The sequence below is a fragment of the Pseudomonas sp. IPO3774 genome (assembly GCF_013386835.1).
Classification (GTDB): domain Bacteria; phylum Pseudomonadota; class Gammaproteobacteria; order Pseudomonadales; family Pseudomonadaceae; genus Aquipseudomonas.
This window is the reverse complement of the sequence record NZ_JACAQY010000038.1, coordinates 22,715-38,274: the sequence shown is the minus strand read 5'-3', so window position 1 is coordinate 38,274 and position 15,560 is coordinate 22,715. Positions and strand designations below refer to the sequence as shown.

The 15,560-nt window shown below is 61.6% G+C and carries 15 protein-coding genes; 10 read left to right on the top strand and 5 right to left on the bottom strand.

Going from position 1 to position 15,560, the window contains the following annotated elements; genetic code table 11:
- The first annotated feature begins 12 nt into the window (after nt 1–12).
- The 3 genes from tauB to tauD are packed head-to-tail and all read left to right on the top strand — an operon-like array spanning nt 13 to nt 2,483.
- The gene (tauB, locus tag HYE77_RS21095; protein WP_177069274.1) at nt 13–792 is read left to right on the top strand and encodes a taurine ABC transporter ATP-binding subunit; all 780 of its coding nucleotides are present in this window, start codon (nt 13–15) and stop codon (nt 790–792) included.
- Nucleotides 789–1,625, top strand: a complete 837-nt coding sequence (gene tauC / locus HYE77_RS21090; protein ID WP_003213163.1) for a taurine ABC transporter permease TauC — start codon at nt 789–791, stop codon at nt 1,623–1,625. The genes tauB and tauC overlap by 4 nt, the downstream gene beginning before the upstream one ends.
- A 21-nt stretch (nt 1,626–1,646) precedes the next feature.
- The gene (gene tauD, locus HYE77_RS21085) at nt 1,647–2,483 is read left to right on the top strand and encodes a taurine dioxygenase (RefSeq protein WP_003213162.1); all 837 of its coding nucleotides are present in this window, start codon (nt 1,647–1,649) and stop codon (nt 2,481–2,483) included.
- A 147-nt stretch (nt 2,484–2,630) separates the two neighbouring features.
- Here the strand turns inward: tauD and mgrA are convergent, their stop codons facing one another.
- The 3 genes from mgrA to HYE77_RS21070 all read right to left on the bottom strand — a co-directional run bounded on the left by mgrA (nt 2,631) and on the right by HYE77_RS21070 (nt 6,158).
- A complete protein-coding gene (gene mgrA / locus HYE77_RS21080; protein ID WP_177069273.1) occupies nt 2,631–3,668 on the bottom strand; it encodes an L-glyceraldehyde 3-phosphate reductase in 1,038 nt (345 codons plus the stop codon).
- A gap of 109 nt (nt 3,669–3,777) precedes the next feature.
- A complete protein-coding gene (locus tag HYE77_RS21075; protein ID WP_080673292.1) occupies nt 3,778–5,106 on the bottom strand; it encodes an OprD family outer membrane porin in 1,329 nt (442 codons plus the stop codon).
- Between the two features lie 161 nt (nt 5,107–5,267).
- On the bottom strand, nt 5,268–6,158 hold the full coding sequence (locus HYE77_RS21070) for a LysR family transcriptional regulator (protein ID WP_087692729.1): 891 nt from the start codon (nt 6,156–6,158) through the stop codon (nt 5,268–5,270).
- Between the two features lie 119 nt (nt 6,159–6,277).
- On the opposite strand from HYE77_RS21070, the gene HYE77_RS21065 reads away from it, so the two are divergent.
- Nucleotides 6,278–7,009 carry an SDR family oxidoreductase gene (locus HYE77_RS21065; protein WP_177021019.1) on the top strand — a complete coding sequence of 244 codons (732 nt, stop codon included), beginning with the start codon at nt 6,278–6,280 and terminating at the stop codon, nt 7,007–7,009.
- A gap of 177 nt (nt 7,010–7,186) precedes the next feature.
- On the top strand, nt 7,187–7,435 hold the full coding sequence (locus HYE77_RS21060; protein WP_003211868.1) for a hypothetical protein: 249 nt from the start codon (nt 7,187–7,189) through the stop codon (nt 7,433–7,435).
- A 3-nt stretch (nt 7,436–7,438) separates the two neighbouring features.
- Here HYE77_RS21060 and betT read toward each other — a convergent pair whose 3' ends face one another.
- A complete protein-coding gene (betT, locus tag HYE77_RS21055; protein ID WP_177069307.1) occupies nt 7,439–9,400 on the bottom strand; it encodes a choline transporter BetT in 1,962 nt (653 codons plus the stop codon).
- Nucleotides 9,401–9,848: 448 nt separating this feature from the next.
- The gene (epsC, locus tag HYE77_RS21050; protein WP_008435810.1) at nt 9,849–10,775 is read right to left on the bottom strand and encodes a serine O-acetyltransferase EpsC; all 927 of its coding nucleotides are present in this window, start codon (nt 10,773–10,775) and stop codon (nt 9,849–9,851) included.
- A 166-nt stretch (nt 10,776–10,941) separates the two neighbouring features.
- On the opposite strand from epsC, the gene HYE77_RS21045 reads away from it, so the two are divergent.
- The 5 genes from HYE77_RS21045 (at nt 10,942) to HYE77_RS21025 (ending at nt 15,498) form a co-directional block, all read left to right on the top strand.
- Nucleotides 10,942–11,934, top strand: a complete 993-nt coding sequence (locus HYE77_RS21045; RefSeq protein ID WP_177069272.1) for a D-cysteine desulfhydrase — start codon at nt 10,942–10,944, stop codon at nt 11,932–11,934.
- A gap of 231 nt (nt 11,935–12,165) precedes the next feature.
- On the top strand, nt 12,166–12,960 hold the full coding sequence (gene tcyJ / locus HYE77_RS21040) for a cystine ABC transporter substrate-binding protein (protein ID WP_003211859.1): 795 nt from the start codon (nt 12,166–12,168) through the stop codon (nt 12,958–12,960).
- Nucleotides 12,960–13,625 (top strand): cystine ABC transporter permease, encoded by a 666-nt coding sequence (gene tcyL, locus HYE77_RS21035; RefSeq protein ID WP_003211857.1) that lies wholly within the window; start codon nt 12,960–12,962, stop codon nt 13,623–13,625. The genes tcyJ and tcyL overlap by 1 nt, the downstream gene beginning before the upstream one ends.
- A 3-nt stretch (nt 13,626–13,628) precedes the next feature.
- The gene (gene tcyN / locus HYE77_RS21030) at nt 13,629–14,375 is read left to right on the top strand and encodes an L-cystine ABC transporter ATP-binding protein TcyN (RefSeq protein WP_134325540.1); all 747 of its coding nucleotides are present in this window, start codon (nt 13,629–13,631) and stop codon (nt 14,373–14,375) included.
- Between the two features lie 337 nt (nt 14,376–14,712).
- Nucleotides 14,713–15,498 carry a hypothetical protein gene (locus HYE77_RS21025; protein ID WP_003211852.1) on the top strand — a complete coding sequence of 262 codons (786 nt, stop codon included), beginning with the start codon at nt 14,713–14,715 and terminating at the stop codon, nt 15,496–15,498.
- The last annotated feature ends 62 nt before the right edge of the window (nt 15,499–15,560 follow it).

Genomic DNA, 15,560 nt, shown 5'->3' with positions numbered 1-15,560 from the left:
GAGTTAACCGCGATGGCCTTGCTACAACTGGAGCGCATCAGCGCACAGTACCCAGGCAGCCCGGAGCCAGTACTGGCAGATATTTCCCTGAGCCTTGGGCCCCAGCAATTGCTGGTGGCCCTCGGCCCTTCCGGCAGTGGCAAGACTTCGCTGTTGAACCTGATTGCCGGCTTTGTCGAACCCAGCGCCGGGCGCATCACCCTTGACGGTGTGCCGGTAAAAGGACCGAGCGCCGAACGCGGCGTGGTGTTCCAGGACGACGCCCTGCTGCCCTGGCAGGACGTGCTGGCCAACGTCGGCTTCGGCCTGGAGTTGGCAGGCGTGCCCAAGGACCAGCGGGAAATCCGCGCCCGGGAAATGCTCGCCCTGGTGGACCTCGCCGGTTTCGACAGCCGTCGTATCTGGCAACTCTCCGGTGGCCAGAAGCAACGTGTCGGCCTGGCCCGTGCATTGGCTGCCGCCCCCCGCGTACTGCTGATGGACGAACCCTTCGGCGCCCTCGATGCCTTCACCCGCGAACAGATGCAGGAGCTGTTGCTGCAAGTCTGGCGGCGCACGGCCAAACCGGTATTCCTGATTACCCACGACATCGAAGAAGCGGTGTTCCTCGCCACGGATTTGATTCTGCTGGCGCCCAACCCCGGCCAGATCGTCGAGCGCCTGAGCCTGGACTTCGGCCAGCGCTACGCCGCCGGCGAGTCGGCACGCGCGATCAAGTCCGACCCGCGCTTTATCGAAACCCGCGAACACGTGCTGGGCAAGGTGTTCTCGCAAAGGCAGGTGTCCGCATGAGCAGTTACGAATTACCGGCCACGGCCACCAAGCCGGCGAGCAAACCCGTCGTGCCCGTGCGCCGCAGCCTGAGCACCCGCTGGATCAGCGTGCTGACCCTGGTGACCCTGGTTGCCATCTGGTGGGCCGTGACCGCCAGCGGGCTGATCGAGCCGCTGTTCCTGCCACCGCCTTCGGCCGTGCTGCAAAAAGGCTGGCTGCTGGCGACCACCGGCTACATGGATTCCACCCTGTGGCAGCACCTGGGCGCGAGCCTCAAGCGCATCGGCCTGGGCCTCGGCTTTGCCGTGCTGACCGCCGTGCCGGTGGGGATTGCCATCGGCTCCAACCGCATCGCCCGGGGCATTCTCGACCCGCTGATCGAGTTCTACCGGCCGATTCCACCACTGGCCTACCTGCCGCTGATCGTGATCTGGTGCGGCATCGGCGAGCTGTCCAAAGTACTGCTGATCTACCTGGCGATTTTTGCGCCGATTGCCATCGCGACCGCCACCGGCGTACGTACCGTCGACCCGGCCAAACTGCGCGCTGCGCAGTCGTTGGGCGCTACCCGGGCACAACTGATTCGCCATGTGATCCTGCCGAGCGCCCTGCCCGACATCCTCACCGGCGTGCGGATTGGCCTGGGCGTGGGTTGGTCGACCCTGGTAGCCGCAGAATTGATCGCGGCCACCAGCGGTCTGGGCTTCATGGTGCAGTCCGCCGCGCAATTCCTGGTCACCGACGTGGTGGTGCTGGGGATTCTGGTGATCGCGCTGATCGCCTTCGCCATGGAAATGGGCTTGCGTGCCCTGCAGCGCAAACTGGTGCCGTGGCATGGCCAGGCACACTGAAAAATTTTCGACGAGAATCCCATGAGCAGCCTGACCGTAACACCTCTCAGCACCGCCCTTGGCGCCCAGATCAGTGGCGTCGACATCACCCAACCGCTGAACATTGAAGACCGCGACGCCATCGAACAGGCGCTGCTCAAGCATTCGGTACTGTTCTTCCGCAACCAGCCGATCAACCCGCAGCAACAGGCGCGGTTCGCGGCGAATTTCGGCGACCTGCACATTCACCCGATCTACCCCAACGTGCCGGAGCAGCCAGAAGTGCTGATCCTCGACACCGCCGTGACCGACGTGCGCGACAACGCCATCTGGCACACCGACGTGACCTTCCTGCCCACCCCGGCCCTCGGTGCGGTACTGAGCGCCAAGCTGCTGCCGGAGTTTGGTGGCGATACGTTGTGGGCCAGCGGGATTGCGGCGTATGAGGCGTTGTCCGAGCCGTTCAAGAAGCTGTTGGACGGTTTGACGGCAACCCATGACTTCACCCGCTCCTTCCCGCTGGAGCGTTACGGCAACACGCCGGAAGATTTGGCGCGCTGGGAAGAAGCCCGGCGCAAGAACCCGCCGCTGTCTCACCCGGTGATTCGTACGCACCCGGTGAGCGGGCGTAAGTCGCTGTTCGTCAGCGAGGGGTTCACCAGCAAGATCAACGAACTGGAGCCGGCGGAAAGCGACGTGGTGTTGAAGCTGCTGTTTGCCCATGCAACACGGCCGGAATTCACCATTCGCTGGCGTTGGCAGGAAAATGACGTGGCGTTCTGGGATAACCGCGTGACCCAGCATTACGCGGTGGATGATTACCGGCCGCAGCGGCGGGTGATGCATCGGGCGACGATTCTTGGAGATGTGCCGTTCTAGCAGGCACACCACAAATCAAATGTGGGAGCGGGCTTGCTCGCGAAAGCGGTGAATCAGTCGACATATCCAGTGACTGACACTCCGCTTTCGCGAGCAAGCCCGCTCCCACATTGGGTAGAGGTTGATGCCGGAATCGGGCTCTACCGCTTATTCAGCCGTAGACGGCTTCTCCCACAGGTTAATCCCGCCTTCCTGGGCAAACCGATCAATCTCCGCCAGTTCCTGCGCGCTGAAGCTCAGGTTCTGCAACGCACCGACGTTTTCAATGATCTGCTCCGGCCGGCTCGCGCCGATCAGGGCGCTGGTGACCCGTGGATCACGCAACGTCCACGCCAACGCCATCTGCGCCAGGCTCTGGCCACGGCGCTTGGCAATTTCATTCAGCGCGCGGGCGTGGGCGATGTTGGCCTCGGACAAGTGCTTGGCCTGCAACGAACCACCCCCCGGACGATTGACCCGCGCATCCGCCGGTACGCCGTTGAGGTATTTGTCGGTCAGCAGGCCCTGGGCCAATGGCGTGAACGCGATCACCCCGGCACCGAGTTCTTCGGTGACGTCCAGCAGGTCTTTTTCCACCCAGCGGTTGAGCAGGTTGTAGGCCGGCTGGTGGATCAGCAGCGGGACTTTCCACTCCTGGAGCAGCGCCGCAATTTCCCGGGTTTTCACGCCGGAGTAGGACGAGATCCCGATGTACAACGCCTTGCCCTGTTGCACGGCGGTGGCCAGTGCGCTGGCGGTTTCTTCCAGCGGGGTGTCGGCATCAAAACGGTGGGAGTAGAAGATGTCCACGTAGTCGACGCCCAGGCGTTGCAGGCTCTGGTCGAGGCTCGCCAGCACGTACTTGCGCGAACCGCCACCCTGGCCATAAGGGCCCGGCCACATGTCCCAGCCCGCCTTGCTGGAGATGATCAGTTCATCGCGGTAATGCTTGAAGTCTTCCCGCAGCAAACGACCGAAGTTGATCTCGGCGCTGCCGTATGGAGGGCCGTAGTTGTTGGCCAGGTCGAAGTGGTTGATACCCAGGTCGAACGCGGTGCGCAGCAAGGCGCGCTGGGTATCGATCGGGGTGCTGTCGCCAAAGTTGTGCCACAGCCCCAGGGACAGTGCCGGCAGCACCAGTCCGCTGCGACATACACGGCGGTAAGGAATAGATTCATAGCGGTTTTCGGCAGCAATGTAAGTCATCGAATCCTCTCTTGGACTTGGGGCAAATAAGGCCCGGGAATAAGCATATTCCCGGGCCTTTTAAGCAGCTGAATCGCTTAAGTCTGCCTATCCCTTTTACAGCAAAGTCCTACCAGAGTGGAACGACGTAGCTTACATAGAAGCGGTTTTCATCTTGCACCGTGGCACCGGTGATATCCGGGCTGGCGTGGGCATTTCGCCAGGTTACGCCGAGGCCTTTGAGGGTGCCGGTGGGCACCTGGTAAGCCACGGTGACGTTACGTTCCCATTCACTGGTAGTGCCTTGGGTGGTGCGGATGTCATCGCCGTGTGCGTAGGACGTGGCGAAGGTCAGGCCGTTAAGACCGAGTTTGCCGAAGTCATATTTGTACTGCGCCAGCCAGGTGCGCTCGCCGGCATGCTGGAACTTGTTCAGTTGCATGTTGGTGAGTGCCGGGGTGTCGGCGCCCGAGCCCGGGCCCTGGTTGCTGGCACCGCTGTTCAGGCCGGAATCCAGGTACGGGAAGTCGCTGTCGCCGCTGTTTTTCTGGATGCCCAGGCCGACGGTATGGCCGTCCAGGCTGTAGCTTTCCAACAGGCTGACGGTGGACTGGTTGATGCGGCCCTTGGAGGTGCCATCGCCGTAGAGACCCGCAGCCGAATAGTCTTTGTCGCCCGCGGCGTTTTCACCCACACCCAGGCTGCGGTACAGGCGCACGTCGGTGTCGATCGCGCCGACAGGCAAGGCGTCATGACGCTTGGCACCGAGGAAGAACTGCTGGTAGTAATCCTCAAGGTTGGAGTACCACAGGCTGACGGTGGTGTCCGGCAAACCTTTGTAGTCCGCGCCGCCGTAGAGGAAGCGATCGCTCTCTTTGGTGCCGCCGGCGGTGATCATGCCCTGGTCGCCGGTTTCGTTGCGGATCTTGGTCTTGAGGATGTCACCGGCGGTAAAGGTGAAGTCGGTCAAGTCCTTGGAAACCAACTGCACGCCGGTGTTGGTCTGCTGGTACAGGCGGCCGTCGGTGTTGGCCAGCACCGGGTTGTTGCCGTACAGCGTACCGACGCGCAATTCATCCTGGGCGAAGCGCATCTTGAAGGTCGGGCTGAGCACGCCGAACTGGTCGGCCGACTTGCCGTTATCCAGCGGGAACATGCTGCCGGGGTAGCGGCCCTGGTGATCCTTGTCATTGAGGTCGCCGCCGGAGTCCAGTTTCAAACCGTAGAACGCCTGCAGGTCCAGGCCAAAGCCGACCGGCCCATCGGTGTAGCCGGACTTGAAGTTGAACTCAAAACCCTGGCCCCAGTCACGGATGCTGTGGGCCTTGTTATTGCTGTTCACCACATCCCGCCCCTGCTGGTTGAGGTAGCGGTTGAGCAGGGTCACGTCGGCGTGGCTGTCATCGATAAAATCGGCGTGGGCGGACAGCATAAAGCTCGCCATGGCGGCACCCACCATGGGGCTTAATAACGTCTTCATTGGTACCGGTCTCCGTCACTGTTCTGAAATGAAAGCGTCAAACGCTTCACACAATTAGGCGATGGCCATGTGACAGTTCGGAGTCAAAACACCCTTTACCCGGATGAAATTAAATTTAAGAAACCCAGTAAAGACGCGGGTTAGCGGGCAGTGGCGAAGATTTCGGCGAGCCAATCGACGAACACCCGCACCCTCGGCGACATGTGTCGGTTTTGCGGGTAGAGCACCGAAACCGGCATGGGCGGCGGTGGTGTATCAATGAGGATTTCCTGCATCACGCCCTGGTTGATCAGCTCGGCGATGCGGTAGTGCGGGCACTGGATAATGCCCAGTCCGGCGACTGCGCTGGCGGAATAAATCTCTGCGCCGAACACCGACAGTGCCCCCTCGATCGTCACTTCCTGCACCTGGCCGTCGACCATGAATTCGAAGGGGAACAGCTTCGCGGTGGTGCGTGAAACATAGTTCACCGCACGGTGCTCGCCCAGGTCGGCGAGGCGCTTCGGCTCGCCGTATTTGCGCAGGTAGGCCGGGCTCGCGCAGGTCACCTGGCGCAGCGTCGCAACCCGGCGACCGATCAACGCCGAATCCCCCAGGGTGCCCGCCCGCAGCACACAATCCACGCCTTCGGCGATCAGGTCGACGAAGCGGTCCGCCTCGCTGATGGACAGCTCGATTTCCGGGTAGCGCGCCATGAATTGCGGCAGCGCCGGGATCACGAAGTACTTGGCCAGGGTGCCGTGCAAATCCACCCGCAGGCGGCCCTTGGGGGCCACCGAGCGGAAGGCCAGTTCCGCCTCTTCCAGCTCCGCCAGCAGTTGGACACAGCGCAGGTAATAGGCCTCGCCATCGAGGGTCGGGCGGACGCGGCGGGTGCTGCGTTCCAGCAGGCGCGTGCCGAGCCAGGCCTCGAACTGGTTGAGGGTGTGGGTCAGGGTGGCGCGCGGCAGGTTCAGGTCATCGGCCGCCAGCGTGAAGCTGCTGCGTTCGTAAATCCTCACGAACACTTTCATCGCTTTGACCTGGTCCACGGCGCGTCTCCATTGTTGGCGATTCTTGAACAGTCAAGGCAACTCTGGCGCATTTATCGGCCTGGGTAAACATGTGAATCTGCTTCCACACCCAACCACTCCCCCAAGGAAACCAGATCATGACTACCCAAGTTGCTATCGTTACCGGCGCCTCACGCGGCATCGGCGCCGTGGTTGCCAGACAATTGGCTGCCGACGGTTATGCCGTCGCCATCAACTACGCCAACAGCGCCATCGAAGCGTCAAGGCTGGTAGTGGAGTTGCGCCAGGCCGGCCACCAAGCCATAGCGATCCAGGGCGACGTGGCCAGCGCCGCCGACGTCAAGCGCCTGTTCGACGAGACCGAAGCCCAACTGGGCAAGGTTGATGTGCTGATCAACAACGCCGGGATCCTCAAGGTGCTGCCGCTGGCCCAACACAGCGATGAGCTCTACAACCAGAACTTCGACATCCATACCCGCGGCACCTTCAACGCCCTGCGTGAAGCCGCCACCCGCCTGAACGACGGCGGGCGCATCGTCAATTTCTCCAGCAGCACCGTCGGCCTCAACTTCCCCGGTTATGCGGTGTACATCGCCAGCAAGGCGGCGGTGGAATCCCTGACCCAGGTGTTCGCCAAGGAAATGCGCGGCCGGCGCATCACCGTCAACGCCGTTGCCCCGGGGCCGGTGGCGACCGAACTGTTCCTGCATGGCAAAAGCGAAGAGCAGATCCAGGGCCTGGCCAAGATGGCACCGCTGGAACGCCTGGGCCAACCGGAAGATATCGCCAGCGTGGTGGCGTTCCTGGTGAGCCCGGCCGGTGGTTGGGTGAACGGGCAAATCCTGCGGGCCAATGGTGGTTTGGTCTGAAGGCCACGCAGCACTCACTCTACGACGCACTAATATTGTGGCGAGGGAGCTTGCTCCCGCTGGAGTGCGCAGCGCTCCCATCTTTTTTGGGGCCGCTGTGCAGCCCAGCGGGAGCAAGCTCCCTCGCCACAGGTTTGCTGTTCACGGAAAATCAGCGGGTATCAGGAGACTTCAGATATGCACACCGCCCTCGTCATCACCGCCGGCCTGATCCTCCTCGCGCTGATGCTGTTCATCGGCCAAAAGCTGGGCGTCAGCCGGCACATTCTGGCCTACAGCTTTGTCGGGATCTGGCTGGTGGTGTCGGTGGTGAACGGCGCGGTAGGTGTGGTCACTGCCGGCCAGCCCCTGGTCTCGGAGCTGGTGATCGGCAGCGGGGTATTCGGTGCGCCGTTGGTGGCACTGGCCCTGTTTATCAGGGCCTGAGCCTTAACGAACCAGGTGCAGGAACTGCATGTGCCGTTCGTACTGGTCGAGGATGTCGTTGATGATCTGCTCCTTGGTGTAGCCCACCAAGTCGTAGTCCTGACTGCCCTCGCTCAAGTGCACTTCCGCCCGGTAGTAGCGGCGGTTGTTGAGCTGCTTGGAACCCATGCCGCCCCGTGCGAATGACGGGGTGAAATAGCCGCGCATCTGCACTTGGTACACGAACGGATGCTGTTCGCCGTGGCCGATTTCCAGGCTGACGCTGTCGTTGGCCGGGTCAGGCTGGGTGACGACGTTGAGGCCTTTTTCGACAAACACCGCCGTCACTTCTTCGATGGCCGGACGCACCGTGGTCTCGAGGAAACGGTACACCTCATCCCGTGACGGGAAATGCACCGCCTGGCTCAAACGCTGGCGCCAACCGCCCGTGCCTTTGCGTGAGCCCGACACGGGTGCGAGGGAATGCATCTGCGCAATCTGCTTCTGGGATTCGAGGTAGAACGCCTTGTGCAGCCCCCACATCATCAGCAGCAAAATCATCGAGAACGGTAGCGAGGTCAGCACCACGGCCGACTTGAGCGAGTCGATGCTACCGGCAAACAACAGCGCGCTGGTCACCAACGCGGTCATCGCGCCCCAGAACACCCGCAGCCACTTCGGCCCGTCTTCATCGGCGTTGCCGCCTTTGGCCGACAAGGTAGAGAGCACCACCGTGCCGGAGTCAGCCGAGGTGACGAAGAACACGAAGCTGATAAACACCGTGACCGCGATCACCGTCTTGCTCCACGGGTAGGTTTCCAGCAGCAGGTAGAGGCTCATCGACGGGTCATCAATGGCCGACTGTCCCAGCGCCGCAAGGCCGTGGTTGAGCACCTGGTCGATGGCGCTGTTGCCGAAGATCGACATCCACGCCAGGGTGAAGCCCAGCGGGATCAACAGCACGCCGAACACGAATTCACGGATGGTACGACCGCGGGAAATGCGCGCGATAAACAGGCCTACGAACGGCGACCATGCGATCCACCAGGCCCAATAAAACACGGTCCAGCCGCCCAGCCAGTCGCTCGGTTTGTCGTAGGCGTAGAGGTCGAAACTCTTGGTCGGCAAGGCGCCGAGGTAGTCGCCGATGTTCTGGATCAGGGTGTTGAGCAAGTGCTGGGTAGGGCCGGCGAACAACACGAACAGCAGCAGCGCGCAGGCCAGCAGCATGTTGATGTCGGACATCACCCGCACGCCCTTGTCGACGCCGGAGACCGCCACCAGGATCGCCGCGCCCATCATCAAGGTGATGAGGCCGACCTGGATCCACTGGGTGTGGGCCACGCCGAACAGGTAATCGAGCCCTGAGTTGAGGTGCAACACGCCAAAGCCCATGTCGGCGCCGAGGCCGAACACCGTGGCGATGATGCCGAAGCCGTCCACCGCATAACCGATGGGGCCGTTGATACGCTTGCCGATCAGCGGGTACAGCGCCGAGCGCAACGCCAGCGGCAGGTTATGCCGGTAGGCGAAGTACGCCAGGGCCATGCCGACGAAGGCGAACACGCCCCAGCCATGCAGGCCCCAGTGCAGAAACAGGATCTGCATGGCCTGGCGCGCCGCGTCACCGTTCAGGGCCTCGCCCTGGGGCGGTTGCACCAGGTGAGTCAGGGGTTCGGACACGCAGAAGAAAAACAGCGTGATGCTGATCCCGGCGGCGAACAGCATGCCGGCCCAGGACAGGTAACTGAATTCGGGCTCGTCGTGGTCGGCACCGAGTTTGATCTTGCCGTAGCCCGATAACGCGGTGACCACCACGAAGACCAGATACAGGGTCATCGCCAGCATGTAGTACCAGCCGACCGTGTTGGCCGCCCAGTTTTGTGCGGCCAGCAGCCAGGCGCCGGCTTGTTCGGGAATCGCGATGACGGTCAGGCCGAACAGCAGGATGAAGCTCGCGGCGAAGTAAAACACCGGCGGGTTCATGCGGACCAGACCGCTGGAAGGTGTGGACGATGCACTCATGTAGGGCGCACCTCAAGGGTATGGGATGTGGCTGTAAAAAACGGACTCAGCAAAGGTAAGCCTCCTGTTGTGAGCGGGCAGCGAACCACCGATTTAACTTGAACGAACAGTCAAGTTAAACATGGATAGGGGTTTGAGGACTAATCGCAGGGCCGAGTGGTAGGTGTTTCCTACACTAGCTCAAGGAAAGGTATGACGTCTGAGGATGACGAAACGTTCAGCGATTGCTGAGTGAAATACGGCTCGAATTTGGGTAGTGCGGTTCAAATTTGGAATGCAGACAAAATGTGGGAGCGGGCTTGCTCGCGAATGCGGCGTGTCAGCCAACACTTCTGGCGACTGTACACCGCATTCGCGAGCAAGCCCGCTCCCACATTGGATCTGTGTGATCGTTAGAGAGGGCGCTGCTCTATTTCTGCGTCCCATCATCATGCTGCAGATTCGCCTGGGTCAGGTTCGCCCCCGCCGGCACACTTCGCGTCAGCCACACATTGCCGCCAATGGTCGAGCCCTTGCCGATGGTAATCCGCCCCAGGATCGTCGCCCCGGCATAGATCACCACATCATCCTCGACAATCGGATGCCGCGGATGGCCTTTCTGCAATTGCCCATCCTCATCCGCCGGGAAACGCTTGGCGCCCAATGTCACGGCCTGGTAGATCCGTACCCGCTCGCCGATGATCGCCGTCTCGCCAATCACCACACCCGTCCCGTGGTCGATAAAGAAGCTCGGGCCGATCTGCGCGCCCGGGTGGATATCAATCCCGGTCGCCGAGTGCGCGATTTCCGCGCTGATGCGCGCCAGCAACGGCAACCCCGCCCGATACAAGTGGTGCGCCAGGCGATGGTGAATCACCGCCAAAATCCCCGGGTAGCACAACAGCACTTCATCCACGCTGCGCGCCGCCGGGTCGCCGTGGTAGGCGGCGAGCACGTCGGTGTCCAACAGGCTGCGCAAGCCTGGCAACGCCAGGGCGAAATCCTGGATCAGGTGGATGGCATGGGCGTCGACTTCACTGTCATCCTCGCCACCTTGCCGCGCGGCATATCGCAGCTCCAGGCGCGCCTGGGCGAGCAATGCATTCAGCGCCACATCCAGGGTGTGGCCGACGTAGAAGTCTTCACTTTCTTCACGCAGGTCCACCGGCCCCAGACGCATGGGGAACAGAGCACCACACAACGCCTCGAGAATCTGCGCCACGGCTTCCCGTGAAGGCAGCTCGCGCCCGCCCTGCTCGCCGCTGACCCGGCCGTTGCGGGTGCGCCACTGGTCCCGGGCGCTGCGCAGCTGGCTGACGATGGTCTGTAATTGCCAATGACTGGAACGCTCACTCACGGTCTTCACTCCTGACGAAATGCCCATCACTTTACGGCAAGGAACCTGAGCGTCCTTAAGAACCAATAGTGCAATGCTAATAACCCGTCGACATAAGCGATTGGCGGTTGCCGACGCAAAAGTGCCTGCCTATAGTCCCAGCATCTCTGACCACCCGTGCGTAGCCATGATCAAACAACAGCTCGACCGCTTTAACCGTCTGGAACTGCTGGGCGGCGCCACCGCCCTGGAAAAACTCGAGCGGCTGTCGGCCTGGCTGGGGCGTGACGTCTACGTCAAACGCGACGACACCACGCCGCTGGCGATGGGCGGCAACAAACTGCGCAAACTCGAATACCTCGCCGCCGATGCGCTGGCCCAGGGTGCCGACACCCTGGTGACCGCCGGCGCGATCCAGTCCAACCATGTACGCCAGACCGCTGCGCTGGCCGCCAAGCTGGGCCTGGGCTGCGTTGCCCTGCTGGAAAACCCGACGGGCACCGAAGACCCCAACTACCTGGCCAACGGCAACCGCCTGTTGCTGGAGCTGTTCGACGCCAAGGTCGAGTTGGTGGAGAACCTGGACAACGTCGACGACCAGCTCAACGCCCTCGCCGACCGCCTGCGCAGCAACGGCAAGAAGCCGTACCTGGTGCCCATCGGCGGCTCGAATGCCCTCGGCGCCCTGGGTTACGTGCGCGCCGGGCTGGAACTAGCCGGGCAGATTGAAGACAGCGGCATCCCGTTCTCCACCGTGGTCCTGGCCTCCGGCAGCGCCGGCACCCACAGCGGCCTGGCCCTGGCCCTGGCCGAAGTGCTGCCCGACCTGCAAGTGATTGGCATCACGGTGTCCCGTACCGACGAAGCCCAGCGCCCCAAGGTGCAGGGCCTGGCCGAACGTACGGCCGAATTGCTCGGCGTGCCGCTGCCGGACGCGTTCAAGGTGATCCTGTGGGACGAGTACTTCGCCCCCCGTTATGGCGAGCCGAGTGCCGGCACGCTGGCGGCGATCAAGCTGGTAGCGAGCCAGGAAGGCCTGCTGCTGGACCCGGTCTACACGGGCAAGGCCATGGCCGGGTTGCTGGATGGCATTGGACGCCAGCGCTTTGAAGAGGGGCCGATCATCTTCCTGCACACGGGTGGCGCACCGGCGTTGTTTGCCTATGATTCGAACTTTTGATATTCCATAAAGAAATATCAATCTGATTTTATATTATTTTCAAGTCTTAAAAACCGGCTTTATAGTCGCGCCGTAGGCGAGCTTGATGGCGATACGCATGACTGGGCAGATCCAAAACACCGAGTTGATGCAATCGCGGGCAAGCCCGGCTCCCACACACCGCGCTTTTAAGGCAGGATACGACTACCGCGTCACCTGCATCGCTCAACATAAAAAACACAGGGGCTCTTCATGACTATTTCCGTATTCCGTCGCACTTTACTGGTTGGCACATTGGGGCTGGCGCTTGGCGCCGGGTGGCTCGGTCAGGCAGTTGCCGGCGAGCAGTTGGACAACATCAAGAAAGCCGGCGAAATCAAGATTGGCCTGGAAGGCACCTACCCGCCGTTCAGCTTCGTCGATGAAAGCGGCAAGCTCAGCGGTTTCGAGGTCGAGTTGTCCGAAGCGCTGGCCAAGAAGCTGGGCGTCAAGGTCAAGCTGCAAGCCACGCCGTGGGATGGCATCCTCGCCGCCCTGGAATCCAAGCGTCTGGATGCGGTCGTCAACCAGGTGACCATCTCCGATGCGCGCAAGGAAAAGTATGACTTCTCCAAGCCTTACACCGTCTCCGGGATCCAGGCGCTGACCCTGGCGAAGAACGTCGACACCATCAAGACCGCCGACGACCTGGCCGGCAAGAAAATCGGTGTGGGCCTGGGCACCAACTACGAACAATGGCTCAAGGAAAACCAACCGAAAGCCATCGTCAAAACCTACAACGATGACCCAACCAAGTTCCAGGACCTGCGCATCGGCCGTGTCGACGCCATCCTGATCGACCGCCTCGCCGCGCTGGAATACGCCAAGAAAGCCAAGGACACCGCCGCTGCCGGTGCTGCGTTCTCCCGTCAGGAAGCCGGTATTGCCCTGCGCAAAGGCGAGCCTGAACTGCTGGCCGCGGTGAACAAGGCTCTGGACGAACTGCGCGCCGACGGTACCTTGAAGAAGCTGTCCGAGAAGTACTTCAACGCTGACGTTACTCAATAATGGAAGCAGGTTTCCAACTCGCGCTGGACTCCGCGCCCTTTCTGCTCAAGGGCGCGTACTTCACGGTCATCCTTAGCCTCGGCGGGATGTTTTTCGGCTTGCTGCTGGGCTTCGGCCTGGCCTTGATGCGCCTGTCGCGCTTCAAGCTGTTGAGCTGGACCGCCCGCGTCTACGTGTCGTTCTTTCGCGGCACGCCCTTGCTGGTACAGCTGTTCCTGATCTACTACGGCTTGCCGCAAGTGGGCATCGAGCTGGATCCGATCCCGGCGGCCATGATCGGCTTCTCGCTGAACATGGCTGCTTATGCCTGTGAAATCCTGCGTGCCGCCATCGGTTCCATCGAGCGCGGCCAGTGGGAAGCTGCGGCCAGTATCGGCATGACCCGTGCGCAGACCCTGCGCCGGGCCATCCTGCCGCAGGCCATGCGCACGGCCTTGCCGCCGCTGGGCAACAGCTTTATTTCCCTGGTCAAGGACACTGCCCTGGCCGCCACCATCCAGGTGCCGGAGCTGTTCCGCCAGGCGCAATTGGTCTCGGCCCGTACCTTCGAAATTTTCACCATGTATCTGTCCGCCGCCTTGATCTACTGGATTCTTGCCAGCGTCCTGGCGCACGTGCAAAACCGCCTGGAAGCACGAGTCAACCGGCATGACCTGGAGTCTTGAAGCATGATCGTGGTTGAAAAACTGACCAAACAATTCAAGGGTCAGGTGGTGCTTAACGGGATCGACCTTGAGGTCAAGGAAGGCGAAGTCGTCGCCATCATCGGCCCCAGCGGTTCCGGCAAGACCACCTTGCTGCGCTGCCTGAATTTCCTCGAAGAACCCACCAGTGGCCGAATCAAGGTCGGTGACATCGAGATCGACAGCAGCCGCCCGCTCAACCAACAGCAAAGCTTGGTGCGGCGCCTGCGCCAGCACGTGGGTTTTGTGTTCCAGAACTTCAACCTGTTCCCGCACCGCACGGCCCTGGAGAACGTCATCGAAGGCCCGATCGTGGTCAAGAAGATGCCCCGGGCCGCCGCAGATGCCCTGGGCCGCAAGCTATTGGCCAGGGTTGGCCTGGCAGGCAAGGAAGACGCCTATCCACGCCGCCTCTCCGGTGGGCAGCAGCAACGGGTGGCCATTGCCCGGGCCCTGGCGATGGAGCCGGAGGTGATCCTGTTCGATGAGCCGACTTCGGCCCTGGACCCGGAGCTGGTAGGCGAAGTGCTGGCGACCATTCGCAGCCTCGCGGAAGAAAACCGCACCATGGTCATCGTGACCCACGAAATGAGTTTCGCCCGGGATGTGGCCAACCGGGTGATCTTCTTCGACAAGGGCGTCATTGTTGAACAAGGCGAAGCCAAGGCGCTGTTTGCCAACCCGAAAGAAGAACGTACCCGGCAGTTTCTCAGCAAGTTCATCAACAACTAACTTGCGCCGATTCATTGTAAGAAGCTTCGCTTTATAGAGTTGCCGAAAGGCAACTCGCCTCTTTAGTGTTTTTGGGGAAACACCCTTTATTCATTGGGTAAAAGTCACCCTGAAGCACGCACTTGCAGCGCTCTCCCAGTAAGACCCTTCTGAATATTCCATAACCCCCTGTTTGCCCCGCCCAGCCTCTTGACGCCAACTAACCAAGCCTCTTATCTAACGCCCAGAGGATTGGATCCATTCTGGTTTTTTATTAAATCGTTTCTTTCGGACTACGTCGCCTGCCCGCGCCTGATGTCCGGAACGATTGCTGCTGGCTGCACCAAGGAGATTATTTATGAAGCGTATTTCCACCCAGGCGCTGCTCACTGCCCCGACCTTGCCCCAGGCCCATCGAGAAGGCATCAATGCCCTCGCTGCGACAAACCTGCAGGTCGACATCGCGCCTTACTGCGGCATGGACGAGGGCGACCTGATCGAGTTGTTCTGGAACAACTGCTTTGCCGCCTCCCGGCGTATCACCGCCGGCAAGATCGGCATGCCCACCAGCCTGCGAGTGCCGGAGAGCTTTGTGCAAAATGGCCCGGCACGGATTCATTACCGGGTCATGCAGGTCGGCCACGGCCCGGCGCGCTCGGCCATCACCCGGGTGCAGGTCAAGACCGACTACCCCGGCGGCATGCCCTCGGCACTGAGCCTTGATGAAAACCAGAACCTGGCCGCCGTCAGCCTGCCCGAGACCATCCGTCGCCATGGCGTCAACAGCAGCCAGATCCGCCGTGGCGTGCCCCTGACCATCGAGCCGTACCTGAACATGGCGACCGATGACGAGATCACCCTGCGCTGGGGTGACGTGCGCCTGGACCTGCCGAGCATCCAGGCTGGCGATGTGGGCAAGGCGGTGCAGGTGTGGGTGCCGTCGGCCATCATTGTCGAAGCCGGGGATGACCATCGTCTCGAAGTGACCTACTGCATTCTCGACCGGGTCGGCAACAATTCAAGCTGGGCGCCAGCCCGCATCCTGCGCATCGCCGCGCTCGCTCCCCAGGCCCCGACCAGCCCCGCCAGGGCCCCGCTGGCCTACCAACCCCGTCGCCCCGGCTCGCCCTGTGAACCGGGGTGACAGACCTTCTATGCATATTCCTAAAAGTTAGTTTATTAAAAAATTTAACACGCTTAGGGTAT